This is a genomic window from Lysobacter sp. FW306-1B-D06B, from assembly GCF_038446665.1.
GTDB lineage: Bacteria > Pseudomonadota > Gammaproteobacteria > Xanthomonadales > Xanthomonadaceae > Lysobacter_J.
This window is the reverse complement of the sequence record NZ_CP151802.1, coordinates 1000371-1019723: the sequence shown is the minus strand read 5'-3', so window position 1 is coordinate 1019723 and position 19353 is coordinate 1000371. Positions and strand designations below refer to the sequence as shown.

Annotated in this window: 11 protein-coding genes; 3 read left to right on the top strand and 8 right to left on the bottom strand. The window is 68.7% G+C overall.

Annotated features, from left to right (window positions below; genetic code table 11):
- Window positions 1-306 precede the first annotated feature (306 nt).
- Window positions 307-2142, top strand: coding sequence for a monovalent cation:proton antiporter-2 (CPA2) family protein (locus AAFF32_RS04605; RefSeq protein ID WP_216964541.1), 1836 nt, complete (start codon window positions 307-309; stop codon window positions 2140-2142).
- Window positions 2143-2739: 597 nt separating this feature from the next.
- Here AAFF32_RS04605 and AAFF32_RS04600 read toward each other — a convergent pair.
- The 4 genes from AAFF32_RS04600 to AAFF32_RS04585 all read right to left on the bottom strand — a co-directional run bounded on the left by AAFF32_RS04600 (window position 2740) and on the right by AAFF32_RS04585 (window position 9106).
- Window positions 2740-6015 (bottom strand): ankyrin repeat domain-containing protein, encoded by a 3276-nt coding sequence (locus tag AAFF32_RS04600; RefSeq protein WP_342317226.1) that lies wholly within the window; start codon window positions 6013-6015, stop codon window positions 2740-2742.
- Window positions 6016-6058: 43 nt separating this feature from the next.
- Complete coding sequence (locus tag AAFF32_RS04595) at window positions 6059-6328, bottom strand: YcgL domain-containing protein (RefSeq protein WP_216964542.1); 270 nt, start codon at window positions 6326-6328, stop codon at window positions 6059-6061.
- A gap of 361 nt (window positions 6329-6689) precedes the next feature.
- The gene (gene cydB, locus AAFF32_RS04590) at window positions 6690-7703 is read right to left on the bottom strand and encodes a cytochrome d ubiquinol oxidase subunit II (RefSeq protein WP_216964544.1); all 1014 of its coding nucleotides are present in this window, start codon (window positions 7701-7703) and stop codon (window positions 6690-6692) included.
- Window positions 7703-9106 (bottom strand): cytochrome ubiquinol oxidase subunit I, encoded by a 1404-nt coding sequence (locus AAFF32_RS04585; RefSeq protein ID WP_342316617.1) that lies wholly within the window; start codon window positions 9104-9106, stop codon window positions 7703-7705. The genes cydB and AAFF32_RS04585 overlap by 1 nt, the downstream gene beginning before the upstream one ends.
- 203 nt (window positions 9107-9309) lie before the next feature.
- Here AAFF32_RS04585 and AAFF32_RS04580 point away from each other — a divergent pair, with 203 nt between their 5' ends.
- Entirely contained in the window at window positions 9310-11697 is a 2388-nt protein-coding gene (locus tag AAFF32_RS04580; RefSeq protein WP_342316616.1) for a S9 family peptidase, read from the top strand.
- Window positions 11698-11837: 140 nt separating this feature from the next.
- On the opposite strand, the gene AAFF32_RS04575 is transcribed toward AAFF32_RS04580, so the two are convergent.
- Window positions 11838-12731, bottom strand: a complete 894-nt coding sequence (locus tag AAFF32_RS04575) for a DUF2950 domain-containing protein (protein ID WP_216964550.1) — start codon at window positions 12729-12731, stop codon at window positions 11838-11840.
- A gap of 26 nt (window positions 12732-12757) precedes the next feature.
- Complete coding sequence (locus AAFF32_RS04570; RefSeq protein WP_342317225.1) at window positions 12758-14437, bottom strand: DUF3300 domain-containing protein; 1680 nt, start codon at window positions 14435-14437, stop codon at window positions 12758-12760.
- Between the two features lie 138 nt (window positions 14438-14575).
- Between AAFF32_RS04570 and hemF the strand changes: the two genes are divergently transcribed.
- Entirely contained in the window at window positions 14576-15499 is a 924-nt protein-coding gene (hemF, locus tag AAFF32_RS04565; RefSeq protein ID WP_342316614.1) for an oxygen-dependent coproporphyrinogen oxidase, read from the top strand.
- A 9-nt stretch (window positions 15500-15508) separates the two neighbouring features.
- Here the strand turns inward: hemF and AAFF32_RS04560 are convergent, their stop codons facing one another.
- Both AAFF32_RS04560 and polA read right to left on the bottom strand, forming a co-directional pair.
- Window positions 15509-16006, bottom strand: coding sequence for a YetF domain-containing protein (locus AAFF32_RS04560; protein WP_342316613.1), 498 nt, complete (start codon window positions 16004-16006; stop codon window positions 15509-15511).
- Window positions 16007-16566: 560 nt separating this feature from the next.
- Complete coding sequence (gene polA / locus AAFF32_RS04555) at window positions 16567-19341, bottom strand: DNA polymerase I (RefSeq protein ID WP_342316612.1); 2775 nt, start codon at window positions 19339-19341, stop codon at window positions 16567-16569.
- Window positions 19342-19353: the final 12 nt, after the last annotated feature.

Here is a 19353-nt window from a genome sequence, read left to right as displayed (position 1 = left end):
TGGAATTCCCCTGGAATCGTGTGCGATGCCGTCGGTCAGCAATCGGGCGACCGCGAGATCGGACTGTCGCGCGCAATGGTGCGCTCGTCCGTTCACTCTGGATCGCAGTGCCATGACGCCTCCGTGTCGTGCCCCCTTGCGGCACGCCATCCCGCGCCTTGCGCCCCCCGGATGGCCCCGTGCCGAGCCTACCGGCCATGCGCGCGGTCCACAACGATTCGCGCCGAACACGGCTTGCAGCGTTGCCCATCCGGCAACGCCTGGACCACATGTCGGCGTGCATAATCCCGGAACGGAGGCGTTTACATGCATGGCGGCGGACTAGAACTGGCACTGGTGTTCCTGCTGGCCGCGGTGATCGCGGTGCCGGTGTTCCGCCGGTTCGGGCTGGGCGCGGTGCTGGGCTATCTGGCAGCCGGCGTGATACTGGGGCCATACGGGCTGCGCTTCGTCGCCAATGCCGAGCCGGTACTGACCGCCGCCGAGATCGGCGTGGTGATGCTGTTGTTCGTGATCGGCCTGGAACTCTCCCCCGCGCGCCTGCGCGTGATGCGCAAGCCGATCTTCGGCGCCGGCGGAGCGCAGGTGGTGCTGAGCACGCTCGCCATCGGCGGCGTGACGATGCTCACCGGGATGTCATGGCAGGCGGCGCTGGTGATCGGCATGGGCCTGGCGTTCTCGTCCACGGCCATCGGCCTGCAGTTGCTGTCCGAACGCAAGGCGATGACCACCGACCACGGCCGCCTCGCCTTCGCCGTCCTGCTGTTCCAGGACCTTGCAGCGATCCCGCTGCTGGCGGCGATCCCGCTGCTCGGCCGCGCCGGCGCGGTGGACGCGGAACTGGGCTGGGACGAAATCGTCAAAGCGCTGGGCGCGATCGCCGCGGTGGTGATCGGCGGACGCGTTCTGCTGCGGCATGTGTTCCGCATCGTCGCGCGCGCGCAGATGCCGGAAGTGTTCACCGGCGCAGCGCTGCTGGTGGTGCTGGGCACCGCATGGATCATGCAGGGCGCGGGCCTGTCGGCGGGCCTGGGCGCGTTCCTGGCCGGCGTGCTGCTGGCCGATTCGGAATACCGCCACGAACTCGAAGCGCAGATCGACCCGTTCAAGGGCCTGCTGCTGGGTCTGTTCTTCATGGCCGTGGGCATGAGCATCGACCTCACGCGCGTGCTGTCCGAGCCCGTGCTCATCGCCAGCATGACCGTTGCGCTGCTCACGGCGAAGTTCGCGATCCTGTTTACCGTCGGCCGCTCTGCCGGCGGCCTGGACACGCGTGAATCGTTGCGCCTGGGCGCGGTGCTCGCGCTGGGCGGCGAGTTCGCCTTCGTGATCTTCAACGAAGCGGTGAAGTCCGGTCTGATCGATGACCCCACGCGCGACCGACTCGTTGCCGCAGTGGGCATGTCGATGGCGCTCACGCCGCTGCTGGTGATCGCCGTCTCGCGCGTGCTCTCCGTCGCCGCGCGGCGCACGCAGCCGCGCGCGTTCGACGCCATTCCCAACGACCAGCCGGAAGTGCTGATCGCCGGCTTCGGTCGCTTCGGCCAGATCGTCGCACGCATGCTGCTGGCGCAACGCACGCGCTTCATCGCCATCGAGCACAGCGCCGACCAGGTGGACTTCGTTCGCCGCTTCGGCAATCCGGTGTACTACGGCGATCCGGCCAAGCCGGACCTGCTTCGCTCCTGCGGCGCGGACCAGGTGAAAGTGTTCGTCATCGCCATCGACAGCGTCGAGGAAAACCTGCGCACGGTGGAGACGATACGTCGGCTGTATCCGGACGCGACGGTGTTCGCGCGCGCCCGTGACCGCCGCCACGCGTGGGAACTGATGGACCTGGGCGCGCGCGCCATTCGCGAGACCTTCTACAGCAGCCTGAAGATGGGCGAGAAGGTGCTGGTGGAACTCGGCGTCGCCGAAGACGTCGCCCGCGTCCACGCCGAACAGTTCCGCGACCACGACGCACGACTGCTGCGCGCGCAGTACCTCATCCGCGACGACGAGGACGCCCTGCTGCAATCCACGCAGGATGCACGCCGCGAGCTTGAAGAGTTGTTCAACGCCGACAGCGGCGCGGGCGTGCTCAACGAACTTGCCGATGCGACGCGCAATGATCTGGCATCGGTGGACGAAGAGGAGTGAGGAGAACGTCCTCATCCTGTTGCACTGTCCCACCCTGACACACCGTCATCCGAAATACCTTCATCCCGACGAAGGATTTCTGTTGCTGTTGCTGTTGCTGTTGCTGTCGAACAGCCTTTCAGGCCCCTAGCCCCGAAGGGCGCCGCACATGGATGTGCGGCGGTGAGCGCTGAGCCAGGGATGGCGAATCGCGAACGCGCCTACTCGCTGTCCGGTCGTGGGATTGGTTTGGGCAAATGGAAGGCCCTTTCTTTTGGTTACTTTTCTTTGGGCAAGCAAAGAAAAGTGACCCGAGCGGCGTAGCCGATCGGAAGCTTTGCTATTGCTCCTTCTTTGAGAAGCCTGAGAAAGCCAAATCAAAATGGATTCCAGCTTTCGCTGGAATGACGGTGACAAGGTTCGCCGTCATCGGAGTGCCCGCGCGCTGCGGGCCTGGATCCCGGCCTTCGCCGGGATGACGGTGAGGTGGTTCATCGCAGAGGGAGTGCCCTTGCGTTACGGGCCTGGATCCCGACCTTCGCCGGGATAACGGTACGAACAGCATGACCTCCACCGGCATCGCGTCGTAGCGACCCAGCGCCGCCCAGAGCGAGCCACTCACCGCGGCTCGCGCAGGAACCTCGCCATCGACATGTTCTGCCCCGACGCCGGCGGAGCAAATTCCGCCGCGATATCGATGAACCCGCGCATCACCGCGATCTCGCGCGGCGTGCGGTTGAGCGAATCGCGCAGGTCCGGATCGGCCCCCGCGCGCAGCAAGAACTGCACCACGCGCAGCAGGCCATGCAGCGCCGCCAGATGCAGCGGGCCGAAGCCACGCGGATCCTTCGCGTCAAGCGAAGCGTCGTGATCGACCAGCAACTGCAGGCCCGCGATCAGCACGTCTTCATCGGCCGCGGTGCCCGGCTCGGCGCGCGCACCGAGCAGCAGCAGCAACGGCGTCGCACCTGCCGCCGGCTGGTCGGCATCCACGCCCGCCAGCAGCAGCGTGTCGAACATGGCCACCAGGCGCGAACGCTCGCGCGCGTTGAAGCCATACATCGCGGCGCAATGCAGCGCCTGACGGCCCTGCGCGTCGCTGGCCTGCACGTCCGCGCCCGCGGCGAGCAGGCGCGCGGCCAGATCGGTCAGGCCCAGTGCGCAGGCGACCATGAGCACGGTCAGGTCGCCCGGCAGGCGCTGTTCCAGCGGCGCGCCCGCCGCGAGCAGGCGGTCCACGATTTCGGCGTGACGCATGCTCACGGCGGCCGAAAGCGGCGTCGCGCCGGAGTTCGCCGTGCGTTCCGGATCGGCGCCACGCGCCAGCAGCAGGTCGACCACCGCGCGATGACCGCCGCCGGCCGCGCGCAGCAGCGCGGTGCAGCCCTGTGCGTCGGCGGCGTCGACCGGCAGGCCGAGGTCGAGCAGGCGACGGACCGCATCCGCGTCACCGACGATGGCGGCGGCGGGCACGTCCTGCGCCTGCAGCGGACGCTTCGGCAGCGGCCAGCCGCGCCAATCGAGCCAGTCGGCCAGGTCGCGTCGGCCGGAAGAGAGCGCGACACCGAGCGGCGTCTGACCGTCGGCCGCGAGCAGGTCCGGCGCGGCGCCGTGCGCGACGAGCCGCTTGAGCATGCCGTCGCGGCCGAGCGCGGCGGCCAAGTGCAGCGCACTCATGCCGTGGCTGTCGCGCGCATTGAGGTCGACACCGATGGCGAGCAGGCGATCGAGCAGGCGCGCCCAGCCCTGGCGCACCGCGAGCGCCAGCGGCGGATCGCCCGCCGGCGAGCGCGCGAACGGGTCGGCGCCGCGTTCGAGCAGTTCCAGTGCGAGGTCCTCCAGCGAGGCCGCATCGGCCGCGCCCTGCGAAGCCGCGAGGAAGCGCGCCAGTCCACCTGCGCCGGCGGGCGACACCGCGTGCTGCAGCAGCGCGCGCACCGACGGTTCGGCCTCCGCACCGCGCGCGAGCAGCGCCTGCATGGGCGTGTCGCCTTGCGGATCACGCACCTCCGGGTCCGCGCCCTGCGCGAGCAGCCAGCGCACGCGCGCGGCCGAACCCACGGCGTCCTCGTCGTGCAGGAGCGCGCCGCGTTCCTTCGCACTGAGCAGTTGGGCGAGGCCACCGAGTTCCTCGGCACGGCCGTCGCGCAGGCCATCGCGCAACAGCACGGTCGGCGCGCGATCGGGCAACGGCGCCTCTTCGTCGGCGTCTTCGCTCAGCGCGGCCGGCAGCGGGTAGGCGCGATCGAGCGCGGCGACCAGCGACCAGCGTCCTGCCTCGGCTGCACGATCGATGGCGCGCTTGCCGTCGGCGTCGCGGTGTTCGGCCTCGCTTCCCAGGTCGAGCAGCGTCTGCACCAGCGATGGCGAAGGCGCATCGGCCATGCACGCCAGGATCAGCGCGGTGCGGCCGCGTGCATCGGCGGTGGTCGCGGCCTCGGCACCGCCACGCGGGAGGTGCTGGAGCAGGCGGCCGAGCAGCGCTTCGCGCGAGGCGCGTGCGGCGTCGAGGAACGGGGTGCGGCCGTCGTGGTCGCGGATAGTCGGATCGGCGTGGGCACCGAGCAGCGTGGCGGCGATGTCCTCGTGTCCGGCGAAGGCGGCCTCGTGCAGCGCGGTGCGGCCACGCCGGTCGCGCGCGTCGACCTTCGCCTTGTGCTTGAGCAGCAATGCGACACCCGCCGGGTCGTCTTCCTCGCCGCCCGCCGCGGCGAGCAGCGCCGGCTGGCCGTCCGCCGGCTCCGGACGCGCACCGCGCTCGAGCAGGAACTTCGCCAATCTCCAGTTGCCCACCGCGCACGCCACGCCCAGCGGCGAGAGGCCATCGCGATTGAGCGGGTCGAGTTCGGCCGCGGCATCGCGCAGCAGTGCCGCCACGCCCGGATCGGAACTGCGCGCGGCGTGATGCAGCGGCGTGTTGCCTTCGTTGTCGGTCAGGCGCGGATCGGCGCCGTTGGCGAGCAGGGTCATCACCGCGTCGGGGCGACCGTGCCAGCTGTCGCGCGTGGCCGCGAGCAGCGGCGTCATGCCGGCGTGGCTGGCATTGAGATTGGCGCCGTTGGCGATCAACGCGCGCAGCAGGCGCAGGTCCGGCAGCACCGCGGCGAGGACGGCGAGGTTGCGCTGGTCGCGGTCGTCGGGCGGCGGACCCGCACCGACATCGGCGCCCAGTTCGATCAGTTCCAGCGCGCGTTCGACACGTCCGGCACGCGCAGCGGCATAGAGCAGCGGGGCCAGCGGCTCGCCTTCGGCCAGCGCGATGGGCGCTTCGGGTTCCTCGTCTTCGTCGTCTTCGTCGAAGGCGAATCCGGGCAGGGGATCGGCCGGCTCGATCTGCTGCAGCAAGGCGTGCAGCGCCGGCGCACCCACGGCCAGCACGGCCGCGAAGGCCCAGCGCGCACCGCCGCCGAGCAGCCCCGGCCACGCGAGCAGGACCACGCCCACGGCCAGCGCCAGCACGATCGCGGCGACGCCCAGGCCACGCCAGGCGCCCAGCTCGAGTTCGCCCAGCGCATGCCAGTGTTCGCGCAGCGGGCCGCCGTCGCGCTCCAGGCCGAGCCACAGCGGCCACAGCCGCCACAGGCCGAGCAGGACGAGGCCGACGACCGCACTCAGCCCGAGGGCCGAGGCCAGCGAGCCGTTCTCGCGCAGGGAAGACAGCGGCCAGGCAACGATCGCCGCCAGCACGGCGACCGCGCCGGCCCAGGCCAGCGCAAGGGCGAGCGCATCGCGCAGGGCCTCACGACGCGCGGGCAGGCCGCCGTCGCGCCAGGCGCGCACGGCCAGCGCATTCAGCGGCTGCGCAAGCGTGCCCGCGAGGGCGGCCACGACGCCGCCGAATCCGGCCAGAAGGCCCAGCGCCACACCACCGGCGAGCACGCCGCCAATGCGCATCGGCCAGGACACGGTGCGCGGAGCGCGGGAGGTCGGCGTCTGCTCAGGCATCGGTGCCCCAGTCCTCCCGCATCGGGTCTTCCACGCTGGGCGGGAATTGCAGGTGGAAGCCGCGCATGACGAGGTTTTCGCGCACGACGGCGACGTCCTCGCGGGCCAGCCTGCGTTCCGGGGTCAGTGCCAATTCCAGCACGAACTGCAGCGAACCCAGCTGCGTGCGCAACGGTTCGGGCAGGCGCGCGAAGTCGTCGCGCGCCGCGAAATAAACATAAGTGTCGGCCTTGCGGAGGCTCTTGTAGACGTAGGCTTGCATCGTTTCGGCAGCGTGGCGCGCTGGGGGACGGCGCGGCGAGAATTTCGCCACAGCATACCGTTGGAAGGCCGGGATTCGGGATTCGAGATTCGGGATTCGTAAAGCGCTTGTGTGAAGGGCGCCGCTCCCGGGCGAGCCAACGCTCCATTGCGCCAGCGGTGGCCCCTCGGAAAACCCATCGCCGAGCCCCCACCCTTCCGCCGTCATTCCCGCGAAGCCGGGAATGACGTGCTCCTGCGAATCCCGAATCCCGAATCCCGAATCCCGAATCCCGAATCCCGAATCCCGAATCCCGATTCCCGATTCCCGATTCCCGATTCCCGATTCCCGATTCCCGATTCCCGATTCCCGATTCCCGAATTCAGTGATACCCCGAGTCCGCCGCGACCTTCCCCTTGAACACGCTGTACGACCAGTACGTGTAGCCCAGGATCGCCGGCAACAGCACGATCAGGCCCACCAGCACGAAGCCCTGCGACGACGGTGGCGAGGCCGCATCCCAGATGGTCAGGCCCGGCGGCACGATGTTCGGCCAGATGCCCAGCACCAGGCCGATGAAGCCCAGCACGAAGAAGCACAGCGTCAGCACGAACGGGGTCGCGTCGCGGCCCCGCTGCATGGCCGCGCGCCACAAGCCGAACGCGTTCACCAGCGCCAGCAGCGGCACCGGCGCCAGCCACCAGAAGTTTCCGCCGTCGAACCAGCGCGCCATGATCCGCGAGTCCAGGAACGGCAACCACGCGCTCACCAGCCCCATGAACGCCACCACGACCAGCACGAGCGGCCGCGCGAGATTGCGCGCGATGTCCTGCATGCGGCCTTCGGTCTTCAGGATCAGCCAGGTCGAACCCAGCAATGCGTAGCCGAACAGCACCGCGACGCCGGTCAGCATCGAGAACGGGCTGAACCAGCCGAACGCGCCGGCCATGTACTTGCCGTCCTGCAGCGGCATGCCTTCCACCAGCGCGCCCAGGATCACGCCCTGCGCGAACGCGCACACCATCGAACCCAGCGAGAACGCCACGCCCCACGCGGGCTTGCTTCGCTGCGCCTTGAAGCGGAACTCGAACGCGACGCCGCGGAACACCAGCGCGATCAGCATCATCAGCACCGGCAGGTACAACGCCGATAGCACCACGGCGTAGGCCTTCGGGAACGCGGCCAGCAGGCCCGCGCCGCCCAGCACGAGCCAGGTTTCGTTGCCGTCCCAGATGGGCGCGGCGGTGTTCATCATGTGATCCAGCTGGTGTTCGTCCTCGGCGAAGGGCGCGAGGATGCCGAGCCCGAGCACGAAGCCGTCGAGCACGACGTACATCAGCACGCCGAAGCCGATCACGCCGAACCAGATCACGGGAAGCACGGTGGCCATGTCCATCACACGCCCTCCTCGAGGTTCTCGCCCGCGGCGGACAGCGGACGCGCCGGCGTCTTGTCGCCGCCCTGCGTGTGCTGCGGCGGTTCGTGCGGCAGTGGGCCCTTCTTCACCAGCCGGCTGAGGTACCAGATGCCGGCGCCGAACACGATGCTGTACACCACCGCGTAGACGATCAGCGAGGTCAGCACGCTGGCCGCGGCGAGGATCGGGCTCACCGCATCGGCGGTGCGCAGCAGGCCGTAGACGACGTACGGCTGGCGGCCGATCTCGGCCACGTACCAGCCCGCGAGGATGCACACGAAGCCCGACAGCATCATCGCGCGCCAACCGTGCAGCACGACGCGCGACTGATACAGGCGGCCGCGCCAGAACAACCACAGCGACGCCAGCGTCAGCAGCAGCATCAGCGTGCCCAGGCCCACCATCACGCGGAAACCCCAGAACACCGGCGCAACCGGCGGCCGCTCGCTGGCGGGCACCGACTTCAGCGGCGGGATCTCGCCGTCCCAACTGTGCGTGAGGATCACGCTGCCCAGTCGCGGTACCGCGACTTCCAGATCGTTGCGCTCGGCCTCTTCGTCAGGCATCCCGAACAACACCAGCGGCACGCCTTCGCCCTTGGGGTAATGCTCCCAGTGGCCTTCCATCGCCGCGACCTTGATCGGCTGGTGCTCCAGCGCGTTCAGGCCGTGCTGGTCGCCGACGAAAACCTGCATCGGCACGGTGATCGCGGCGAAGATCACCGCGGCTTTGAGCATCCGCTTGCCCGCATCCACGTGCACGCCGCGCAACAGGTACGACGCAGCGACGCCGCCGATCACGAAGCACGTGGTGATGAATGCCGCCAGCACCATGTGCGCCAGACGGTAGGGGAACGATGGGTTGAAGATGATCTCGAACCAGCTTTCGGGGTGGAACACGCCGTCGATGAGGGTGTAACCCTGCGGCGTCTGCATCCAGCTGTTGGCGGCGATGATCCAGAACGTGGAGATCAGCGTGCCCAGCGCGACCATCGCCGTCGCCAGGAAATGCAGCTTCTCGCTCACCCGGCCCCAGCCGAACAGCATCACGCCCAGGAACGTCGCTTCCAGGAAGAACGCGGTGAGCACTTCGTAGCTCAGCAGCGGGCCGAGGATGTTGCCGGCCTGCTCGCTCAACGTCGCCCAGTTCGTGCCGAACTGGAAACTCATGACGATGCCCGACACCACGCCCATGCCGAAGGACACGGCGAAGATCTTGGTCCAGAAGAAGTAGAGGTCGCGCCAGAGGGTGTCGCGCGTGCGCAGCCAACGCCATTCCACGAAGGCCAGCCAACTCGCCAGGCCGATCGTGAAAGCCGGGAACAGGATGTGGAACGAAATCACGAACCCGAACTGGATGCGCGAGAGCAGCAGGGCGTCCACGGCGTCACTCCATCGATGTTGGCCGGGTGCGAAGTGTGCGACCGGCGTGGCGCGTGTGTCGTGCGCCAGAATGTCCTACCCCGGCGGGACCGGGTCCGGCCGGCCCGCGCTGGCCCTGCGCATCCATGACGCATGGCCCGATCCGGCAAAGCGGCGGGCTGCTAGGCTGCGGGGGTTTTGTCCAACCGTCCCGGTACGACCACATGCCATCGCGACCCTTCCGCATCACTTCCCTGGCGGCCTCCGCCCTTTTCCTGACCGGCGCGACCCTGGCCTGCGCCGCGAACGCGCAGACGCCGGTCACGCTGACCGAAGCGATGGCCGATCCCGACTGGATCGGGCCTCCGGTCGAACAAGCCTGGTGGGCCTGGGATGGTCAGCGGGTTCAGTACCAGCTCAAGCGTGAAGGGGCCGCGATCCGCGACACGTACCAGCAGGGCATCGCCGGCGGCACCGCGGTGAAGCTGGATGGCGCCGCGCGCGCCGATCTCGATGCACCGCGCGCGGTATACGACGCCTCGCGCCAGCGCGCGGCCTTCGTGCGCAACGGCGACGTCTTCGTGCGCGACCTGCGCACCGGCGCGCTGACGCAGGTCACGCGCAGCAACGCCGACGAAGCCACGCCGCAGTGGAGCCGCGACGGCAACCTGGTCTTCCGCCAGGGCAACGACTGGTACCAGTGGCGTGCCGGCCAGGGCGTCGGCCAGGCCGCGGTGGTGAAGGCCGAGAAGGACCCGGCCGCCGCGCCCAAGCCCGACGACCTGCGCGAGCGCCAGCTCGCGATGATCGCGACGCTGAAGAAGGACAAGGAAACGCGCGACGCCGCACGCGAGCAGAACGACGCCTGGCGCCGCGCCGATCCCACGCGCGCACCCGCGCCGACGTACCTGGGCACCGACGTCGCGGTCGTCGACAGCGCGCTTTCGCCTGACGGCAAGTGGCTGCTCGTGGTCACCACCGCCAAGGGCGCCGACGAAGGCCAGGCCGGCAAGATGCCCAAGTACGTGACCGAGTCCGGTTACGAGGAATTCGAGGACGTGCGCACGCGCGTCGGCCGCAACGATCCGCTGCCGCACAAGCTGTGGCTGGTGGACGTGAATGCGTCCAAGGCGACCGAGCTGAAGTTCGATTCGCTGCCGGGCATCCAGGACGATCCGCTCGCCGCGATGCGCAAGGCCGCCAAGCAGGATCCGCTGAAGGGCGACCGCGCGGTTCGCATCGAAAGCGACGGCGACGGCAGCGGCCCGGCGATCCACTGGAGCGACGATTCCCGCAACGTCGCGCTACTCGTGCGCGCCGTGGACAACAAGGACCGCTGGATCGCCAGCATCGACCTGGCGAACGCGAAGCTGGTCACGCGCGACCGCCTCACCGACAAGGCGTGGATCAACTGGGGCTTCAACGACTTCGGCTGGACCGGCGACGGCGCGCTGTGGTTCCTGTCCGAGCGCAGCGGCTATTCGCACCTGTACGTCAACGAGAACGGCAAGTCGCGCCAGCTCACCTCGGGCCAGTGGGAAGTCTCCACGCCGACGCTTTCGGCCGACGGCACGACGTTCTTCTTCACCTGCAACCGCAAGTGGCCGGGCGACTACGAAGTCTGCGCCGTGCCGCGCAGCGGCGGCGACGTGCGCGAGGTGACTTCGCTCGACGGCGTGGAGGACTTCTCGCTCTCGCCCGATGGCAGCAAGGTCCTCGTGCGCCATTCGGCCAGCTACATGCCGCCGCAGATTTCGGTGGTGAACGCGGCCGGCGGCAACGCCACGCAGCTCACCGACACGCGCAAGCCCGAGTTCAAGAATCGCGAGTGGATCGCGCCGCAGTACGTGCAAGTGCCGAGCAAGCACGGCGCCGGCGTGGTGTGGGGCAAGTTCTACGGACCGAAGAACTTCGATCCGGGCAGGAAGTATCCGATCGTGATGTTCGTGCACGGCGCGGGCTATCTGCAGAACGTGTCGGAGCGCTATCCGAACTACTTCCGCGAGCAGATGTTCCATAACCTGCTCGTGCAGCAGGGCTACGTGGTGCTCGACCTGGATTACCGCGCGAGCGAAGGCTACGGCCGCGACTGGCGCACGGCGATCTACCGCCAGATGGGTCATCCGGAACTCGAGGACTACCTGGACGGCCTGGACTGGCTGGTCGCCAACAAGCAGGGCGACAAGGACCACGCCGGCATCTACGGCGGCAGCTACGGCGGCTTCATGACGTTCATGGCGCTGTTCCGCTCGCCCGGCACGTTCAAGGCCGGCGCCGCGCTGCGCCCGGTGGCGGACTGGTCGCAGTACAACCACGAGTACAGCAGCAACATCCTCAACACGCCCGAACTGGATCCGCAGGCCTACCAGGTCTCTTCGCCGATCAATTACGCCGACAAGTTGCAGGACAACCTGCTGATCGCGCACGGCATGATCGACGACAACGTGTTCTTCAAGGATTCGGTGATGCTGTCGCAGCGCCTGATCGAACTGCGCAAGGACAAGTGGGAGATCGCGCCGTATCCGCTGGAGCGCCACAGCTTCACGCGCTCGGACAGCTGGTACGACGAGTACCGTCGCATTTACGAGCTGTTCGAGCGGACGTTGAAGTGATCCGGTTTTCCCTCTCCCCTTGCGGGAGAGGGAAAGGCCGCGCAGCGGCCGAGGGAGAGGGGTCGGGCAACGTCACGGCCCTCTCCCTGACCGCCTCCGGCGGTCTGTCCCTCTCCCGCAAGGGGAGAGGGATTGGGGGGCTACGGGGTCGTCGCAGCCGTCGCATCCACCTTCGCATCCGTCCAACTGCTATCCGGATCGTAGGCCTTCATCGCCTTCGCCAGCGCTTCACCGTTCGGGCCCAGGTCCTTCTCGAACACCTGCCCGTCCGGGCCGATCATGAAACTCATCACGCCAGTGTCGGCGTACTTCGCCGGCCAGGCGACCAGCGCGAAACCGCGCGTCATGCGATCGCCGATCCTGTAATTGCGCGCACCACCGGGCGCTGACGGTCCCTGCGCAGTGAGGATGCGATAGCGGTAGCCCAGGTAATCGCCCTTGGGCGTGTCGTCGCCGAAGATCGGGCCGAGCGGACTCACGTCGCCGCTGTCGTCATCGGGCCAGTACAGGCCGTCGTGCTCGCCGTCGCTGCTGAGGATGCGCTGCGCGTACTCGAGCACGCCGTCGTCGTTGTGGTCGGTCTCGGCGTAGTCCAGCTGCGCATCGCGATACGCCTGCACCGCCTGCAGCACCGCCAGTTCGTTGCGGCCGATCCGACGCACGCGCATTTCCTCGCCGCCGGCCTTCGTATCGAAGCGCCACCCGCCCTTTTCCTGCTTCAGCGGGATGGGCAGCGTCCAGCCGTCGTTGCCTACCGCGACCTTCGCCGTCGCACCCTCGGCGAGGATGCGATGCGATAGCTTCCATTGCGCGAGGAAGGCGTCGATGTCTTCCTGGTCGATGCCTTCGGTCGGAATGTAGTCGCGCCACTGCGCGCCCAGCACCTTCTGCATCGCCGGGTGGTCGCGCTTCTCCACTGCGGCGACGAACGCGTCGGCGGCCGCCTCGGCGGTGGGATAGGCGCTCTGCGCGAAGACGGGCGTGGCGGCCATCGTCATGGCAAGGACCAGCGCGATCCGCATGGGACGATTCATCGCATCCTCCTCGTCGATCTGAACGCTCAACCGCGGCGCCGCGCGCCGCCTCCGCCGTGCTGGGCCCGCTGCACCTGGTGCCCACCCGATCCGCGCGACGACTGCGGCCGCTGCGAACTCTGCCGGCTCGCCTGGCCCCGATTGGCCTGCGCGCGCGCCTGCTGCGGATGGCTGGCGCCGGCGAATGCGTTGTTGCGCGAGGCTTCGTGCGAAGCGCGCGGTTGCGGGCGATTCTGTTGACGCTGCACCTGAGCGCCTTGCGGCCGCGGCGTGTGCACCTGCGAGCGTTGCTGATGCTGCGTGCGCGCCTGCTCACGCGCCTGCGTGTTGGCGTGCGCGGTGCGCGGCCCCGCCTGCTTGGCACGCGAGCCGTCGCGGTGCTGCCCGGCCTGTGGATGTTGTGTGCGGGCGTTGGCGACATCACGCGCATGATCGCGCTGCCCACCGCCGGCTTGCGTGCGGTTCTGCGCGACATCACGCGCACGGTCGCGCGAGGCCTGCGTGCCGGCGCCACCTTGCCCGGGTCGCGCATCGAGTCCACCGGCCGGCCGGTCGCGAAGATCGCGCCCGGCTTCGCGCGCACGGTCCTGCGCCTGGCGATTGCTCGCGGCGGGCGCTTCCAGTCCACGACGCTGCATCTCCTGCCGCGCGCGATCGCGGCTGGCCTGGTGCGCGGCGTCGTTGCCGCGGAACGCCTGGCGGTTCTCCGCACCGGGCAGGCGCTGCTGGCCGAACTCCTGACGGCTGCGCGCGTCGCGGTACGGCACGTCGCCGCGGAAGTTCGAGTCGTGCCGCCATGTGTTGCGGTTCGCGTCGATCTGCCGGTTGACGTTGATGTTGTTGTAGCGGTTCACGTCGATGTCGACGTCGCCGCCGTGCCAGTCCCAATCGCCCCACAAGGCGTCTGCGACCGCGACGCCGGTGCCGAATGCCAGGCCCGCGACGATGGCGCTGCCCGGATACCACGCCGGCGACGGCGGGTAGTACGCGGGCGGATACGACGGATACGGCCATGCGCCGTAGACCGTGGTCGGGTTGTACGAGGGGACGTAGACGACCTCAGGATTGGCCGGTTCGATCTGGATGATGGTCTCGCTGCTGGCCGGCGGCGGCGGCGCGCCACCATCGGACGGCGCGGGCGCCGGTGCGGGCGCGGCCTGCGCGGGCACCACGGTGATCTTCTGCTGCTCGGAGGATTGCAGGTTGCCCGCGGCCTGCGCGGCGCGGCGCAGGCGCTGCACCGCGTCCATCACGTCGCCGGGCTGCGCGAGGAAGGCGTCGCCCAGACGCTGCACCCAGCCCGGATCCTGGCCCAGCGTCGCCATGACCTGCGGGAAGGCCACCAGCGACTGCACGCTCGGATCCCACGGCTGGGCGGCCACCTGCTTCACCGCCTCGTCGCCCTTGGCGTCGGGATTGGCCTTCGACCACGCCACCGCATCGGCGACGTTGCCCGGATACGTGGCTGCCATCAGCACCTGCGTCAGCAGCGAATCGGGATACAGCGCGATCGGCGCGACCATCTGGTCGAGTTCTTCCTGACCGAACACGCGCTCGGCCGGCGCCGTGGCCGGTGCGGTGGGCGGCACCGTGACCGGGGCCTTGGCGGCAGACGGGGTCGCGGCCGGTTGGGCCTCGCGTTTGCATGAGGTCGCGGACAGTCCGGCGATCAGCACGACGGACAGGACACACCACGGGCGGAGCATGCGCACGACACACCTCCCACACCAATCGATCCGGAACGCCCCGGCGCCGGCTCGCTGCGCGCGCATGCCGGTCCTTCGACGTTCCCCTGAACGGGCGGCGGCTATCATGCGCGCCGTCCCCGCTACGTTCTTGTGAACATGACCGAGCCCGCCCCCGGCTTCGACGACGTCCGCGCCTACCTCGCCGGCTTGCAGGACCGCATCTGCGCGGCGATCGAGGCCGCCGACGGCAGCGCCCGCTTCCGCGAAGACCTGTGGGAGCGCGCCGAAGGAGGCGGCGGCCGCACGCGCATCCTGCGCGACGGCGCGGTTTTCGAGCAGGCGGGCATCGGCTTCTCGGACGTGTCCGGCACGAAACTGCCGCCGTCGGCCACGGCCGCAAGGCCGGAGCTGGCCGGCGCATCGTGGCGCGCTGTCGGCGTTTCATTGGTGTTCCACCCGCGTAATCCGCACCTGCCGACCACGCACGCGAACGTGCGCCATTTCCGCGCCGTGCGCGACGGCGAAACCGTGGCCTGGTGGTTCGGCGGCGGCTTCGACCTCACGCCGTTCTATCCCGTCGACGAGGACGTGCTGCACTGGCACCGCACCGCGCGCGCGCTGTGCGAGCCCTTCGGCGGCCAGGCGCGCTACGACAAGCACAAGCACTGGTGCGACGAGTACTTCTTCCTCAAGCACCGCAACGAGACGCGCGGCGTCGGCGGTTTGTTCTTCGACGACCTGCACGAAGACGCCTCGCGCGACTTCGCGTACCTGCGCGCGGTGGGCGACGGCTTCCTCGACGCGTACCTGCCCATCGTCGAACGCCGCAAGCACACGCCCCATGGCGATCGCGAGCGCCAGTTCCAGCTCTACCGCCGTGGGCGCTATGTCGAGTTCAACCTCGTCTTCGACCGCGGCACGCTGTTTGGACTGCAATCGGGCGGACGCACCGAATCGATCCTGATGAGCCTGCCGCCGCTGGTGCGCTGGGAATACGGCTTCACGCCGGAAGAAGGCAGCGCCGAAGCGCGACTGGCCGACTACCTGCGCCCGCGCGACTGGCTGTCCGAGCTGGGCTGAGCGCGCCGATCACACACCTTCGTCGCCGCCCTTGGGCGGATCGCGCAGGAGGATGGTGATGTGGCCATTGGTTTCCAGCAGCGCGAGGTGGATGCGATCGACCTCGCTGCAACCGGCCTCGCGCATCGATTTGGCGAAGTCGTCGCGGCTGACCAGTTCACGGCGCAGCACATCGCGGTAGATGTGCCCGTTGCGCGCCAGCACCACCGGCGCGCCTTCCAGCAGGCGCTCGGCCTTGCGACTGCGCGCGGTCAGAAGGCCCACCGTCCAGTTCAGCACGATCAGCGTCGCCGCCAGCAGCAGCCCGCCGGTCATCGAGGTGTCCTTGCCCAGCAGCGCGTTCTGCACCGCGTTGCCGAGCAGCACGATCAGCAGCATGTCGAACGCGGTGAACTGCCCCATCGTCCGCTTGCCCGACAGCCGGATCATCGCCAGCAGCACCGCGTACACCACCACCGCGCGCAGCACGAACTCCCACCACGGCATCGACATCTCGAACATGGGCATTCCCGAACCGTTGGAATGCCGCCACGCTAACGGCCAACGGTCGCGCTGGTAAGGGGCGAGGTGTGAAGCGCGCCGACGGAGGACGTGACGGCCTGGATCCCGGCCTGCGCCGGGATGACGGGATATGAAAAAGTCGCGGCGCCCCAGAACGGAGCACCAGCCCCCTTGGTAAGGGGGCGCGGCGGCAGCCGCAGGGATTGGAAGCATCGGCGCGGGGGCCCAAAGTTTTGCATCGCGAAACTTTGGGTTTATTTCTGGCGACGCCAGAAATAAAAAGCCCCGCAGGCAGGGGGGGCCGGCGGGGCTGGGGAGCGGGACCTGGGGAGGGGTCTTCGCTCCGGGATCACTCCAGGGGAGGGAGAGATCGGCGACAGGCGTTGCACCTGTCGCGACCTATATGACCATTCCGTACATGGATGGTTCGTGAAGATCCGGGTTAACAATTCGTTGGATTCAGGATGCATTCACTGAATTGGAAACGTTTTTCCCCGGGATTGCCGCTTAGAAGGCCTTCCGGGCATGTGGCATGAAACCTGACGGAAGGCCTCTCCGACGAACGGTCAGTGGGCCTCGTCCCAGTTGAGCCCGACGCCTGCGTCCACCACCAGCGGAACCCTCAGCCCGGCCGCACGCGACATCCGTTCACGGGCCTGCGTGAGCAGCGTATCGACGAACCCGGTCTCGACCTCGAACACCAGTTCGTCGTGCACCTGCAGGACCATCAGCGCGCGGTCGCGATGATCGGCCAGCCATGCGTCGATGGAGATCATCGCACGCTTGATGATGTCCGCGGCGGTGCCCTGCATGGGCGCGTTGATCGCGGCGCGCTCGGCGCCCGCGCGCAGGCCCTGGTTGCGGGCGTGGATGTTGTCCAGGTACAGGCGTCGGCCGAATACGGTTTCCACGTAGCCCTGCTCGCGCGCCTGCTGGCGTGTGCGCTCCATGAAGTCGCGCACGCCGGGATAGCGGCTGAAGTACAGCGCGATGTAGTCCTGCGCCTCACCGCGCGCGATGCCCAGCTGCCGCGCCAGGCCAAACGCGCCCATGCCGTACATCAGGCCGAAGTTGATCGCTTTCGCGGCGCGGCGCTCGTTGCCGCTCACCTCGTCCATCGCCTTGCCGAACACCTCCGCCGCCGTGGCGCGATGGATGTCGGCGCCGGACTCGAACGCGCGCAGCAGGCCCGGATCCTCCGACAGGTGCGCCATGATCCGCAGCTCGATCTGCGAGTAGTCGCAGGCGACGATGCGGCGGCCTTCCGGCGCGACGAACGCCTGGCGGATGCGACGGCCGTCGTCGGTGCGGATCGGGATGTTCTGCAGGTTCGGATCGCTCGACGCCAACCGGCCCGTCGCCGCGCCCGCCTGGTGGTAGCTGGTGTGCACGCGGCCGGTGTCGCGGTTGACCATCTCCGGCAGCTTGTCGGTGTAGGTGCTGCGCAGCTTGGCGAGGCCGCGGTACTCCAGGATCACGCGCGGCAGTTCGTGCTGGTCGGCGATGGCCTCCAGCGCCTCTTCGTTCGTCGACGGCGCGCCGGACGGCGTCTTCACCAGCGCCGGCAATTTCAGTTCGTCGAACAGCAACTGCCCGAGTTGCTTGGGCGAGTCCAGGTTGAACGTGCGGCCGGCCAGCTCCGTCGCCTTCTGCTGCGCGGCGAGCATGCGCTTGCCCAGATCGGCGGACTGACGGCGCAGCTCGTTGGCGTCGATCATCACGCCGTTGGCTTCCACGCGTTCCAGCACCGGCACCAGCGGCATCTCGATCTCGTGGTAGACGTGCGACAGGCCCGGCACGGCTTCCACCTTCGGCGAGAGCACGCGATGCAGGCGCAGCGTGACGTCGGCGTCCTCGGCGGCATAGCGCATCGCATCCTCGATGGCCACCTGCGAAAACGGAATCGACTTGGCGCCCTTGCCGGCGACGTCCTCGTATCGGACGGTGTCGTAGCCCAGGTAACGCTTGGCGAGTGAATCCATGTCGTGCCGCGTCGCCGTCGCGTTGAAGACGAAGCTTTCCAGCATGGTGTCGTCGGCGTAGTTGCGCACCTCGATGCCGTTGCGACGCAGCACGTGCAGGTCGTACTTGCCGTGCTGGCCCATCTTCTTGCGCGAGGCATCCTCGAACAGCGGACGCAGCGCGGACAGCACTTCGTTACGGTCGAGCTGCTTCGGCGCACCGGGATAGTCGTGGCCGAGCGGAAGGTAGGCGGCGCGGCCCGTTTCGGCGGCGAAGCTCAGGCCGACGAGATTGGCCTGCATCGGATCGAGCGAATCGGTTTCGGTGTCGAACGCGAACTCATCCGCCTCGCGCAGCCGCGCCAGCCAGGCATCGAACTGCTCGGGCGCGAGGATCGCCTCGTACTCGCCCTTCGCCGACAGCGCCGGATCCACGCCTTCGGCCACCGCGCCCGAACGCGCGTAGCCGGCGGCGGTGTTGCGCACGCCGCTGGGGCTGTTGGCGTGATCTTCGACCACCGCGCCGGGCCCTTCCAGCTCGCGCAACGCCTGCTTGAAGCCGTAACGCGCGTAGAGCTCGCGCAGCTCGTCGATGTGACGGTCGCGCAGGACCAGTTCGGTCGGCGTGCGTTCCAGTTCGAGGTCGGTGCGGATCGTCGTCAGCGTGCGGTTGAGCGGCAGTCGCGGCAGCGCGGCGCGCAGGTTCTCGCCGATCTTGCCCTTGATCTGCTCCGCATGCGCGATGACGCTGTCGAGCGTGCCGTACTCGCCCAGCCACTTCGCCGCCGTCTTGGGCCCGCACTTGTCGACGCCGGGAATGTTGTCGACGCTGTCGCCCATCAGTGCGAGCAGATCGATGATCTGGTTCGGGCGCACGCCGAACTTCTCGATCACGCTCTCGTCCGAATCCAGGCGGCTGCCGGTCATCGTGTTGACCAGCGCGATGCCGGGCCGCACGAGCTGGGCGAAGTCCTTGTCGCCGGTGGAGATGGTGACGTCGATGCCCTGCTCCGCCGCGCGCACGGCGAGCGTGCCGATGACGTCGTCGGCTTCCACGCCATCCACGCGCAGGATCGTCATGCCCAGCGCGTTGACGATGTCGCACATCGGCTGCACCTGCGCGCGCAGGTCGTCGGGCATCGCGGCGCGATTGGCCTTGTACTCGGGGTAGAGGTCGTCGCGGAACGTCTTGCCCGGCGCGTCGACCACGAAGGCGACGTAGGCGGGCTGTTCCTTCAACGTCGCGCGCAGCATGTTGACCACGCCGAACAACGCGCCGGTGGGTTCGCCGGCATCGTTGGTGAGGGGCGGGAGCGCATGGAAGGCGCGATAGAGGTAGCTGGAACCGTCGATGAGGACGAGGCGGGGCGTGTCGGTCATGGCGGGGATTCT

Excerpts from the sequence above, each read along its gene's own strand:
- AAFF32_RS04575 (WP_216964550.1), bottom strand. The coding sequence starts at position 12,731 with ATGAATCGTCCCATGCGGATCGCGCTGGTCCTTGCCATGACGATGGCC.
- hemF (WP_342316614.1), top strand. The coding sequence starts at position 14,576 with ATGACCGAGCCCGCCCCCGGCTTCGACGACGTCCGCGCCTACCTCGCC.
- AAFF32_RS04580 (WP_342316616.1), top strand. The coding sequence starts at position 9,310 with ATGCCATCGCGACCCTTCCGCATCACTTCCCTGGCGGCCTCCGCCCTT.
- AAFF32_RS04600 (WP_342317226.1), bottom strand. The coding sequence starts at position 6,015 with ATGCGCATTGGCGGCGTGCTCGCCGGTGGTGTGGCGCTGGGCCTTCTG.
- cydB (WP_216964544.1), bottom strand. The coding sequence starts at position 7,703 with ATGGACATGGCCACCGTGCTTCCCGTGATCTGGTTCGGCGTGATCGGC.
- AAFF32_RS04595 (WP_216964542.1), bottom strand. The coding sequence starts at position 6,328 with ATGCAAGCCTACGTCTACAAGAGCCTCCGCAAGGCCGACACTTATGTT.
- AAFF32_RS04560 (WP_342316613.1), bottom strand. The coding sequence starts at position 16,006 with ATGCCCATGTTCGAGATGTCGATGCCGTGGTGGGAGTTCGTGCTGCGC.
- polA (WP_342316612.1), bottom strand. The coding sequence starts at position 19,341 with ATGACCGACACGCCCCGCCTCGTCCTCATCGACGGTTCCAGCTACCTC.
- AAFF32_RS04605 (WP_216964541.1), top strand. The coding sequence starts at position 307 with ATGCATGGCGGCGGACTAGAACTGGCACTGGTGTTCCTGCTGGCCGCG.
- AAFF32_RS04570 (WP_342317225.1), bottom strand. The coding sequence starts at position 14,437 with ATGCTCCGCCCGTGGTGTGTCCTGTCCGTCGTGCTGATCGCCGGACTG.